Raw genomic sequence first — 12,482 nt, forward strand, 5'->3', positions numbered from 1 at the left:
ACAGCGCTTAGACAGAGTTTTTTTTAAAGAATGGCTTTAAAAGAGTTGCTTTAAGATAAGTATGAGCAAAGGCTTACCAGTGGTAGCTGGCACCCAATAACCATTCACGATTGTCGATCGGGCGATAGTCACTGGCATCGGTGACATCTCGCTGCACATCAAAGATATTATTAACCGCCGCGTATATGCTCAGATTTGCCGTCATGTCATAGTTGAGCTTGCTATCGAGCGTCCACCAAGACGGTGAGTACGTCTGCGCGCTGGTGCTGACGAGCTGTTTGGATTCGTAGTTAAGGCGCGGGATCAGCTGTAACTTGTCATTAATTTGATAATCAAGCGCTAGCATGGCTTTGTGGTTGGGCTTATAGGTCAGCTCGGTATCGGTGACATTGTTGTGGGTCTTGAGATACGCATAGCTGGCTTGTAGTTTGGCGCGCTCGTCCACTTGCCAGTCGATACCGATATCGCCGCCATAGGTTTTGGCGCTATCGACGTTCATATATTTGTAAACGGCGATATTGCCATCAAAGGTCGCGTTGTCCTCGTCGGTTTGGATAAGGTCGTCAACGTCATTATAAAAACCATTAACCGTTAAATTGACATTATCGCTCAGCTGACCTTGATAGCCGATTTGGTAACTGGTTGAGGTTTCAGGCTGCAAGTCGGGATTGCCCAGCACTTTGTAGCCTAAATTGCTATGATCAAAGACGTAGTAGCGTTCTTTTAGATTTGGTACACGGTAACCGCCGCCGATACTACCGCGCAAGATGTGCTCGCGACCGCTCGTGTCTAAATGATTGTATTTGAGCGATACCTTTGGCGCGATATGATCACCAAAGTCTTCATCGTTTTGATAGCGAATACCGCTTAAGACTTCCCAATTGTCACCAATCAGCCAATCGTCTTGTAGGTATAGCTCACCGACATCGCGGCTGACTTCATCGCTGATCAACTCGCTTACTTGGTTTTTGGTTTGGCTAAGTGTGTCTTGTTGGACTTGACCGCCGACTTGGATAAGATGGCTGTGTTTATCGGATAGTACCAACGCCGGTAGATCGAGCTGCGCTTGCGCCAATGTCGTACTGATGTCGGTATCACGGGCGCTGGTGATGGTCTGCTGGGTTTTAGTATTAGACTCACTTTGATAGTCCTCATGCAGCGCTTGAGCGGACAGTCGATACGTCTTGCTGTGATCCTCCTTATGCGGCGTGATATCAGCGCGCGCACCAACACTAAAGCGCTGCTTAGTAATGTGCTCATCTCGCTGCTGTGCCAAATAGCGCGGCGCCACATAATAATTAAAGCGGCTGACATCGTCTTCTTTATAGTGACTGGCTTCTAGCCAATACTGAGTGTTTTTGACCACTCGGCTATCGTCGCTACTATTGCTATCGTTTGACATGCCTTTACCATCAGGGTGATAGCTCAAGCGCGCGCTAACTTGCGACTGCTCGCTGGCGTCCTTTAGTCTGGGCCATGCTTTATGGTCTAAGCTTAAGCCATCATTATCAAGATACGAGCCTGATAGGCGAGCATGAAAGCGCTGGTCTTTGTCTAAGGCGCCCTCAATACTGGCTTCTACATAACGCTTATTGGCATCTAACTTTTTACCAGAAGGATTTTGCTGACCGTTACTGGCAACCTCGGTGGTGATATGCCCCGTCGCCGCGCCAATAGGTTTGGTGATGATATTAATAACGCCGCCCATTGCCGCGCTACCAAACTGCGCTGACGCCGCTCCTTGTACCACTTCTATTTGTTCGATATCCATATTCATGTATTGATTTAAATTTACCGTCGAGCCAGTGCTAGCGGTAATCGGTAAGCCATCAATCAATACCAATACCTGATCACCGCTAAAGCCTTGCATGCTGACCTCGTAGCCTGTCTTGCCATGGACTTCGCGTAAGTAAACATTGGGCAGGAGGGCTAGCGCTTCTTTTAACGTATGAGCATGGTTGTCATCGAGCTGTTGGCGGCTAAGCACTTGCATTGCAACTGGCGCATCGCTTAAGGCGCGCTCAGAGCGGGTGGCAGTTACGACGATGGGGTCTAAACGTATGCTTGGCATGGCGTCGTCAGTGGTAGCAACATTATTTTCTGCGAGAAGTGGAGCAGCCTGCGCTGGAACTGGCGCTAATGCAAACAATGCTAACGCGATGCTAATAGCTAAAGAGTTACGGCGCAGCTGTGATGGAGCAGTGGGCAATCTTGGATAAGTTAAAGGAAGTTGAGGCGCTAAAATCGACATAAATAAAACGACCATCGTAAATAAAGAAGGAAAATAGAGTTGCTGAATACTTTTTTCTATCAAAATGCTTTACAAGCAAAAATGCTTACAAAGAGACTTTCTTGGGTGTAATTCTTCAAGGATTTGTTACGCAATTCATTATCGGCAGTAACAAAGCCAAGACATCATATTTCAAACGATAATAATTATCAACATGTAAATGATAATTGTTTCTATTTACAAACTAAAAAAATGTTGCCATAATATTTTCCGTTCAATATCGCTGCTATTTTTTATGCATTTGTTTCTTTAACTGATAAAGCTAAGCTGATTGGTTTTTATTACCAACTATTTTATGGAGAGAATTATGCGTCAACCATTATCGTTAACCAAAAAAAATACTGAGCTGTGGCAACAGTACCAAACGCTCAAAGCAAAAACGCCGATGCTGTTTCCGACAGAAGGGGCAGCGGCGCTAGGAGTGAGTGAGTTTGAGCTAATGCTCGCATCACCTTACAGTCAGTACATTGGTGAGCAGTGCAAAGCGGTGTTAAAGCAATTTGAAAACTTTGGCGAGGTTGAAAGCATCGTCAGAAATGAGCTGGCCGTACATGAAAAAACCGCGCCATATCACAATCTTAAGCTTGGTGAAAAGATGGGTTTGGCGCTCAATGTCGGTGGTTTAGATCTGCGATTTTTTATGTGGCAATGGCAGCACATGCTGGCAGTAACCGATACCAGCCGTGCCGACAAGCCTTCTTATAGTATTCAGTTTTATAACGCAGAGGGCGGCGCGATTGATAAAGTATATCTACGAGAATTAAGTGATGAGAATATTAGCCGTTGGCAAGCGATGATTGGGGCGCAGTTGCAAACGGTTAATGTAGCTGAGGTGACATTAAAAGCGCAAGAGCCGCTTAATGAGTGGCGCTATAAGGCGCTGAGCGAGGCGGAGCGTACGCAGCTACAAAAAGGCTGGCAAGAGATGACGGATGTGCACCAGTTTCATTCATTACTAAAAAATCTTGATATCGATCGTGCCAGCAGCTACCAGCAGGCACCTGAAAAAATGACGCATCGACTGAATATTAGCGCTGTCGAAGCGGTGTATGAAAAGGCCCGCGATGCCAAATGTCCAATTATGACGTTTGTTGGCAATAGTGGTTTGGTACAAATCCAAACGGGCACCGTACAGACGCTCAAGCGTGTGGGCGACTGGTTTAATGTGTTAGATAAAGACCATAATGACTTCACTTTGCACTTAAAAGACAAGGCATTGGCGCAAGTATGGTGCGTTAAGCGTCCAACCAAAGATGGCATCGTGACTTGTATTGAAGGTTTTGATAATAAAGGATCTAGTGTATTTAGCGTATTTGGTCAGCGCATTGAAGGCACGCCTGAGCTTGTAGAGTGGCAGCAAATCGTCGCTCAGATTGTCGAAAAACACTCACACGCAGAAGCGTTAGCGCCCGTGATGATAGCTGAAGCAGAGAGCGCGTAAACCAGTCATAAAAAATCAGTCATTAAATTTTGCGATGCTGCCAGTCATATAACTGATACTCATACAACTGCCACTCACATAACGGATAAAGCATCGCGGTTGTGTGAGCGCTTTTGGATAATTCATAAACGCCAATTGTACTATCAATCGGGTCGTTTTTACGTTAGCAAATTAGGAATGCGTATGTCTTTTCAATTCTCAAAGCAGGTCACCACAAAGCAATTACCAAACCAACAATTAGCACAATATACAAAAAAAATAATAGCAAAAAGTTCTTTAACAACAAGCTCATCTTTTAGCAGAGCAGCATTTAACATGACCATCATGATTGGAACAGTTGCCGTGCCATCGCTTTCCGCTCAAGCTTATGAGCGCATTGTCGCGATGAGCCCTGATGTTGCAGATATCGTGGTGGCACTAGGCGCGAGCGATAAATTGGTTGGTAAAGATGCGACCAATAACAACCCAGCGTTAAAAAACGTGCCAGCAGTTGGCACGCACCGCAATATCACCGCCGAGTCGGTTTTGGCCGTCAAACCAGATTTGGCGCTTGGGAGTTATATGGTACAGCCGGCGAGTATTTATCAGCGTCTAAATGGACTAAAAGTTAAAGCAGTCAATGTCGCGCCCAAAGAAGAAGTCAGCACCTTTGCCAGCAGTATCAAATCCATCGGCAGTTATGTCGATAAAAAATCTGCAGGATCGCAGCTTGCACAGCGTTGGCAGGTAGCGATGAGCCCTAGGGCAAAAACCGGTAAGCGCTATCTGCTAAGTTATGATGGCCGTATCGTTGCAGGTAAGGGCACGGTAGGCGATGAGCTGATTCGGCGGGCGGGCGGGATAAATGCCGCTAACGTAGCGGGGTTAAAACCCATGTCACGTGAAGGTTGGCTGGCCGCTAAGCCCGATGTCATTATCATTGCCGATCATAATAAGGCGGTGGTTGGCGGGGTCAGTCAATTTAGTAAGCGTCCTGAGGTTGCGGCCAGTGCTGCTGGTAAAAGTGGCGGCGTCCATTTTTGGCCAGCCGATGATTTTTTGCGTTATCGCTTAAAGTCACCTGAGGTCTTAAAAAAACTCAATGCACTTGCAAAATAGCCTAAGCAAAATTTTGCACAATTAAGCAAATCTCTCACTGAATTTTTATCTACATAAAACGATACTTTTCATGGCAAACACACTGACTGCACCGATCTCCGCCCTATCAAGCAAGTACAAACACAGCCTTTATTATCTGGCGCCCGTTGCCGTAACACTGCTACTGATTTGGCTGGCGCTTGGTATAGGCTTTGGCGACTGGTCAAGCCCCAATCATCTTGACGATACTATCTGGCAGCTGCGCTATCCGCGCGTGGCAACAGCACTGCTGGTTGGTATGGCATTGTCTGTCAGTGGAGCAGCGCTACAGGCGTTGTTTGAAAACCCGTTGGCCGATCCGAGCCTAATCGGAACGTCAGGTGGCGCAGCACTTGGGGTAGTGCTGGTATTGGCTTTAGGATTTGGTGGCGTTGGCATACCGCTTGCTGCTTTTAGCGGTAGTGTGCTGGTGTGTTTGTTTATTCTTGCTTGTCATCGGTTCTTGGGCGGCGGGCAGATGGGTCTGCTGATATTGGGATTTGTCATTAGTGCGTTCTGTGCCGCGGTGGTCAGCCTAATTTTATTTATGTCTGATGATATGGTGCTGCGCTCCGCGACCAATTGGCTGTCGGGCAGTATGGCAGAGGCGGGATTTGTACCACTGCGCTATGCGATCGTTTCTATGATCTTAGGGTTGGCTATTTTATTACCCTTAGGTCGGCAGTTAGATGGGTTAATGTTAGGGGAGGCCGCGGCAAAATCCTTGGGTATCAAGGTGGGTCTGGTTCGTTGTTTAGTCGTGATTGCTTCGGCATTATTGACAGGGGCGGCGGTGTCCTTAGCGGGGGTCATCGGTTTTATTGGCATGATGGTGCCAAACCTGCTGGCTATTTTGTTTGGCGGCGGGCGTATGCGGCTGATGATTTGGTCTGGTTGGCTTGGGGCGATACTATTACTGCTCATTGATAGCACAGCGCGGCATGTTGCTTATCCGGCGGATGTGCCTGTTGGCATTGTTTTAGCGCTGCTTGGTGGCCCTTTCTTTATTTGGCTGTTTGTGCGCAGTAGCCGCCGTTAATTGATAGGAATAACTATGCTTGATTCATTTTTTCAAAGTGGACGCGGCGCTACGGCAGCAAAAACCGTGCGGTCAGTGCAGTCAATGCAAAAAGCGATTCAAAAAAGTAATATAAATAACGATAAGGTAAGCGAACTATTGTCGATGCAGAATATTCATATTTCGCATGGTCATAAAACATTGTTAAAAATAGACAAGCTCACCGTGCCAAGTCAAAAGCTGATCGCCTTTATCGGGCCCAATGGCGCAGGTAAGAGCACACTGCTGCATACGGTGTTGGGTCAACAGACGGGAGTAGCACTGAAGACCAATGGTCACATTACGATTGGTAGTCAGCCTATTAATACAGTCATACAGGACGGTCATATCGCTTGGGTTGGGCAACATGAGCGTTTTGAGCTGCCACTTACGGTGCTCGATTATGCGCTATTGGGTGTGTCACCCAGTCTTACTTGGTATCAGCGGCCAAATCGTTACCATATCAAACGCGCGCAAACCTTGCTGCAAGATTTTGAGCTATCGAATCTAATTAGTGCTCGCGTGCAAACCTTATCAGGTGGTGAAAAGCAGCGCTTGGCTATCGTACGGGCGTTGATGCAAGACACCAAAATCATGGTGTTTGATGAGCCGACCAACCATCTCGACATCCGCCATCAGCGTTTTTTACTGCATTATTTGCACAATCTGGTACATCAGCAGCGCAAAAGTATCCTCGTGGTTTTACATGATTTAACCCATGCCCATCGCTATACCGATGAGGTGGTGTTACTAAACGGCGGACGAGTTATTGCCCAAGGCACGCCTACTGAGGTTATGACGCGCCAGCGACTCAGCGCTACCTATAATGTCGATATAAAAGCGCATCAGACTGAAGATGGCTTGGTATTTGTGTAAACTTTTCAACGAACTATTTGCTTGGGTTTGTATAAGAATTTAAGCACTTATTTCATAAAACCATGTCATATTGGCAAAACCTGTTATTATTCAATTCATATAGAATAGTCTGTTTTAAATAGTTCCAATATAGCAGTCTGTTTTAAGTGGTCTGTTAATAGGTTTGAAGGGTGAAATAGCTGGTTCCCTTGGGGTATAGCCTAGAATTCAAATCTTCACTAAGAACCATGCTGTGTTCCCATAAACCCTCTTTATGTCAAAAAGGATAACATCTTAAATAGAGGTTGTGTAGGACCCCACAACCTCTATTTAAGCTGGATTAATTTTAGTATCACTGTGAACGACAGCAATACCAACAAGCGACTACTTGGTATAAATAATAGTCGTTAATACTTAATACCGACTATTCCTTAAGACTCAGAGACCACCGCATAACGCTCGTTATGGTGTTTAGGCTGCTCAATCTCGTCAAGCATAGCAATAGCAAAATCAGCATAGCTGGTATAAGCCTCACCTTTGCTATTTACTAAAGCCACATCGCTACCCGTATCATAACGGCCTGTACGCTTACCTTCTGCGTCGAATAGACCGCAAGGGCTTAGATAGACCCAATTCAAATCTGACGTACTTTGAAGCTCTTCCAAATTTTTGCGCATCTGTAATGCCGTATCTAAGAACTGAGCAGGAAAATCGGCTGATTCATGAACACGCTCGCTGCGGCTCTCATCAGTAAACAAGCTACCACCACTACCGACAATAGCAAGGCGAGTATTAGCTTGACCTTTTAGCGCCTCAATCAACACATGACCTGCGCTTGCATGTTGCTCTTCCGTACCAAAAGTCGCATTAAACGCATTAACCACCACATCGTATGGTGTCAAATCTGCAGGAGTTAGCGCAAAGATATCTTTTTCGACCACGGCGATCGGACTTTCTTGTGCTAATTTTTCTGGACTACGAACAATAGCGGTAACCGTGTGGCTACGATCTAAAGCTTCTTGCATAATCAAACGTCCAGCCTGACCCGTAGCACCGATAATTGCAATTTTCATAATGTATTCCTATTTATCAATAATGGGTATTGAAATATTGAGGTTAATATTGAAACAAATATTCAATAGTAATTGAACCTGTAACTATTTAAGTTACAGGTATGATAAAATGAAGGCTCATTAAAGTCAACTAGTAATAATTATTGAAGAATTGTTGTCTTTTCATAAGAGTGTTTAGACCGTAAAATGTCAAAACTAGTGAGTTGCTCAAAATGTTATTCTGTAAGTTATTAAACAAATAAGTAGGAAAGAGGCGCTATGTCTATTACGACACGTTTTTCAGTCGGGATTCATATCTTGGCGGTATTGGATATTTATCAAGACGAGGTAACGTCATCAAGCTTTATTGCTTCTAGTGTTAATACCAATCCAGCGGTGATTCGTAAGATCATGAGTCTGTTAAAAGCAGCAGGGCTGATTCATACACAAGCTGGAGTTGCCGGTGCGTGCTTAGCGAAATCACCAGAGCAGATTCCGCTATTAGCGGTATATGAAGCGGTTTATGCGGATAATAAGTCACAAGCGTTGTTTGATGTGCACCAAGATACCAGTGAGCGCTGTTTGGTAGGGATGCATATTCAATCAGCGATTAATCCGATCTTGTATCGGGTAGAAGGGGCGTTAAGAGAAGAGCTAAAAAGTTCAACGCTTGCGGATGTGATTGAGCAGATTCGCAGTCAAGAATAGAGGGTTTTAGGGTATGTTTTATGATTTCTCATAACCGCGCTTATGGTAAACAAAAATAATCATCCAAAAGCTCACTGCATGTACACAACGAAGTACACCGCGACTACCTAAATAACTCAATATACCGATATCATTAGCCCACTGCCAAAGGTTCGAGTCCTCACTAGGGTGCCGAACTCCTAGCATTAAAGCTCATTCCATCAAAGAATATCAACTTTCTTGTAGAATTTATTAATCTAATCGTTATTTATTGATACCTTGGCAAAAAAAGTCTAATGTCTAACCTCGATTGATAATAGAAGACTAGAAAAACCTGTCTATCAAAAGGGATAGACCACTAATATCATGGGGAAAATATTACTTGATCCATTTAGCTGTGATGCTAGGTGATAAAATTTCATTCTTCCTCTTTACGGCTGGAATACTGTATAGCATATTTTCTTAACTGGATTATGACTTAGTAAGCTATAACAAACTCCAATTCCGGTAACCTAGCCCAACAATGAGTGGAGCTCATGTCAGAAACTTAATACTCATAGCTCAAAAATTGTTGTTAGTACAACCTTCAATTTTTGAGTATAAATAGCATATTATGCTAGATTTTTTGCATCTTTCTGCTTCTCAACTTTATGCTGGTCTTCCGTGCTATCGACTTTCCAATAGCTGGATATGTATAAATGCGTTTTTGGTATTGAAAAATATGTTTTAAAGTGATGGCGCAGGGCGCGCATACTATGAAATTCACATGCTGCCCACACCGCAGGCTGGCCTGCTAGCCACGTAAGCGTTTTAACCCTTTCAAGTAATGGGCTGCTTTCGGTATTTGGATGTGAGTTGATCACCCAGTGAATGTCAACGTTGTCTGGTTTTTTGAGTAGTTGTTTATCTGCTTCACTGGTGACTTCAAGGACTGCATAGCCGCAGGCCTCAGCAGGTAGCTGGGCAAGATTGACGCTAATGGCTGGTAGCGCTGTCATATCACCAACCAATAAAAACCAATCTGCCTCATTATTAATCAGCTTCTTTGGCCCTGGGCCGCCGACCAATATTTGCTCACCCACTTGGGCGTTACGTGCCCACATTGAAGCAGGCCCTTCAGCGTCATGCAAAGCAAAATCGACATCTATTTCATCCTCACGTTGTCCACTAATGGTATAAGTGCGCATCAGTGGCCGAGCCCCATGGTCTTGAGGAAATATGAGTTTGATATAAGCGCTTTCTTGATCTTCTGGAAAGTCAAGCAGGCCAGTACCGCCAAGCGTGACGCGGTACATCTGTGGCGTGATGTATTTGGTACGAACAACATTCAATGTTCTTGGAGCGGGTTTTGCCATTTTAATGCCTTTCTTAATTTAAGTGTTTTATTTTTTAAGTTATCAGTTTAGATAACGCCAGTATATAAAATGGACATTCTCTAGTAATGATAAGCTCTATATTGTTTAAAAGTTGGCCTTTAGACTGACGGACATCTGGCGCTCGGGTCCCATCCAGCAGTTATTACTATCGTAGCAAGTCCCGACATAGGTTTTATCAAACAGGTTATTGATACTAGCGCCAACAGTGAGCATCGGATTGATTTGATAGCTGCCACCAATATCTACCAATGTCACACTTGGCAGATCGTCTGAATTTTGCTTATCAAGTTGCATACCGTCTTCATAGCGAACGCCTGCATTGAGGGTCAATTTATCTGTGGCGTAATAGTCTGCCCACAGTGTCGCTTTATGTTTAGCGGTTTGTGCTGGCGTATTGCCAACCACGTCAGGGTTAAATTCATCTTCGGTAATCTCAGCATCGGTATAGCTGTAGCTTGCAGCAATATCTACCCAATCACTTAGCATGTGGCTGCCTGAAACCTCGAAACCTTTAGAGGTAATTTCACCCGTTTGGGTTTGGCTTCTATAATTGATTTCATCAGCCACCACGACGTTCTTTTGCGTAATATCAAACACCGCCAACGTTCCTTGTGTGGCGCGATCTGGGGACAGATATTTGATACCAGCCTCTAACTGGTCAGCGGTGGTGGGCTCAAATGCCTTATTAGTAATGAAGTTGCTACCGACAACAGGCTGAAACGACTGGGAATAAATAGCTGGCATAGGGTGATATACCATTATCAAAATCATAAATAGCAGCAAGACGACCACTGGTTTTTGAGGCATCATTAAAAACAGTTTCTTCACTAGGTGAACCTAGATAGCTTGATTTTTGCTCATTGGTACTTTCAAAATCGTCATGGCGTAATCCTGCGACCACTGTCAGATCTTGCCACTGCATCTCATCTTGTATATAAAATCCCAGCTGGCTTTGTTCGATATCATCTTTCTGATAATAGGTATCCAATGGTAGCATGTCAGTACTAACTTGAGTAAAACTAGGTTTAGATAGATCAATAGGTAAATCTTCGCTGGCGAGCGTATCTCGATAAGTCGCCCTACTATCAGTTTCTTGATATTCCACACCGAATAATAAATTATGCGAGGTGTTGGCAGTATCTAACTGATAAGCCAGCTGATTGTCGGTGGTCCAGTTGGTCATCGCCTCATCAGTGGTGTAGGCGCTACGCTTCAAAACCTTATCACTACTATCAATGAACCCTCTATTATAGATATTACGTTGCTGCGCTTCGGCATCGGTATAGCGTAGGATATGCTTAAAAGTTAATTTGTCATTGATAGCCCAGTTGACAGTCACACTTGGCATCAGAACTTCTTTGCTAAAATGATTCCATTCGTCTCCTGCGTAGGCATCACTGCCTAGCTTGCCATAACTGGCATTGTAGACTGTCCCAACAGCCGGCAGCGGAGTGGAAGGCACCATCTCTGGGTCGTCTTGATAAAAAAGATTGGCAAGAACGGAGATATCTTCTGTCGGTCGCCATTCAAATGACGGATTAATTAAAGTGCGTTCTTCTTCTGTGGTCTGCATCTGTCCCTCTTTTTTACGTTTTAGCGCCACCAAGCGATAATTAAGCGTATCTGAGATAGGGCCGGTCGTATCGACTGCCACTTCTTTGAGGTTTTGATTGCCAAAGCGCAACTGTACTTCAGATGCTTGGGTGTTTTTTGGCGTTTTGGCGACCTGATTGACCATGCCACCTGGAGCCGCGTAGCCGTAAAGTGAGGATGCTGGGCCTTTTAACACTTCTACCGCTTCAGTCGCATAAATGTCTACTTGCGGCATCAGGTTCCAAGCGCCGTCGTAGGGGAGGCGCAATCCATCATAAAAATTGGAATAAGTCTTAAAACCACGAATGTTGTATTCATCAAAAATAGATACCGTACCGCGGCTCTCAGTACTCACGCCGGGCTCATAACGTAACGCTGCATTGACACTGTCTGCTTGGCGTTTTTGTAATAATTCTTGATTGATTCTGCTATAACTTATTGGAGCATCGTTAGGATCTAATGCAGTTTTGGTGCCTGTACTACGGTAGCTGTCAGCGTAAACCGTAATGGTATCTAAGGTCGTCGCTGGTGTCGAACTAACCGTAGCAATATTCTCATTTTTATTTTGGTCATCTTCAATACTATTTGCCGTTTCTTCAGCGTATGCAGTATGGCTAATACTCATTAATAAGCCAATCTTGACTGCCATTCTTAATTGTTTTTTTCGGGCAGATTCGGAACGTAAAAGAGACGGCATCGTATTTCCTTTCAGATAGAAGTAGATGAGGGTTTTGAGTTAAAAGATATGAATGTTCAATACGGAAATAATGATAACACTAATGATTATTGTTATCATTAAAAAAAGGTAGTTTTTTGCTTTGAATTTCATATTTTAAATATTAGCACTTAGTAGCGCCTCTAAATACTAATGATGGCTGCATTGAGAAAAGGTGCGAGTAATTGTTTAAAAACCTGGCAATTATTCCCTTTCATCAAGTGACGGAGCACCTTTAAAGCGTAATAATCGCAAAGCATTAAGCGTAACCAGCACGGTTGCGCCGGTGTCAGCCAACAC

Annotated in this window: 10 protein-coding genes; 5 read left to right on the plus strand and 5 right to left on the minus strand. The window is 44.3% G+C overall.

The window, feature by feature from the left end; translation table 11 throughout:
* Positions 1-73: 73 nt before the first annotated feature.
* Complete coding sequence (locus tag B2866_RS12230; protein WP_296194691.1) at positions 74-2,251, minus strand: TonB-dependent receptor plug domain-containing protein; 2,178 nt, start codon at positions 2,249-2,251, stop codon at positions 74-76.
* Between the two features lie 346 nt (positions 2,252-2,597).
* Here B2866_RS12230 and B2866_RS12235 point away from each other — a divergent pair, with 346 nt between their 5' ends.
* The 4 genes from B2866_RS12235 to B2866_RS12250 all read left to right on the plus strand — a co-directional run bounded on the left by B2866_RS12235 (position 2,598) and on the right by B2866_RS12250 (position 6,780).
* Positions 2,598-3,731 (plus strand): ChuX/HutX family heme-like substrate-binding protein, encoded by a 1,134-nt coding sequence (locus B2866_RS12235; RefSeq protein WP_296194694.1) that lies wholly within the window; start codon positions 2,598-2,600, stop codon positions 3,729-3,731.
* A gap of 315 nt (positions 3,732-4,046) precedes the next feature.
* A complete protein-coding gene (locus B2866_RS12240; RefSeq protein WP_296194696.1) occupies positions 4,047-4,829 on the plus strand; it encodes a heme/hemin ABC transporter substrate-binding protein in 783 nt (260 codons plus the stop codon).
* 70 nt (positions 4,830-4,899) lie between these two features.
* Positions 4,900-5,886, plus strand: a complete 987-nt coding sequence (locus tag B2866_RS12245; RefSeq protein WP_296194697.1) for a FecCD family ABC transporter permease — start codon at positions 4,900-4,902, stop codon at positions 5,884-5,886.
* A 15-nt stretch (positions 5,887-5,901) separates the two neighbouring features.
* Entirely contained in the window at positions 5,902-6,780 is an 879-nt protein-coding gene (locus B2866_RS12250; protein ID WP_296194700.1) for an ABC transporter ATP-binding protein, read from the plus strand.
* 410 nt (positions 6,781-7,190) lie between these two features.
* Here B2866_RS12250 and B2866_RS12255 read toward each other — a convergent pair whose 3' ends face one another.
* Positions 7,191-7,832, minus strand: a complete 642-nt coding sequence (locus B2866_RS12255; protein ID WP_296194702.1) for an NAD(P)-dependent oxidoreductase — start codon at positions 7,830-7,832, stop codon at positions 7,191-7,193.
* 258 nt (positions 7,833-8,090) lie between these two features.
* Between B2866_RS12255 and B2866_RS12260 the strand changes: the two genes are divergently transcribed.
* Positions 8,091-8,519: an Rrf2 family transcriptional regulator gene (locus B2866_RS12260; RefSeq protein WP_296194704.1), complete on the plus strand. Its 429-nt coding sequence runs from the start codon at positions 8,091-8,093 to the stop codon at positions 8,517-8,519.
* Between the two features lie 590 nt (positions 8,520-9,109).
* Here the strand turns inward: B2866_RS12260 and B2866_RS12265 are convergent.
* From B2866_RS12265 to B2866_RS12275, 3 genes are all read right to left on the minus strand, one after another.
* Entirely contained in the window at positions 9,110-9,853 is a 744-nt protein-coding gene (locus tag B2866_RS12265; protein WP_296194708.1) for a siderophore-interacting protein, read from the minus strand.
* Positions 9,854-9,958: 105 nt separating this feature from the next.
* Complete coding sequence (locus tag B2866_RS12270) at positions 9,959-10,618, minus strand: TonB-dependent siderophore receptor (protein WP_296194710.1); 660 nt, start codon at positions 10,616-10,618, stop codon at positions 9,959-9,961.
* Positions 10,575-12,164: a TonB-dependent siderophore receptor gene (locus tag B2866_RS12275; RefSeq protein ID WP_296194714.1), complete on the minus strand. Its 1,590-nt coding sequence runs from the start codon at positions 12,162-12,164 to the stop codon at positions 10,575-10,577. Before B2866_RS12275 ends, B2866_RS12270 begins: the two co-directional genes overlap by 44 nt.
* Between the last annotated feature and the right edge of the window lie 318 nt (positions 12,165-12,482).

Origin of the sequence: Psychrobacter sp. UBA3483 (assembly GCF_002377905.1) — a bacterium.
Taxonomy (GTDB): Bacteria; Pseudomonadota; Gammaproteobacteria; order Pseudomonadales; family Moraxellaceae; genus Psychrobacter.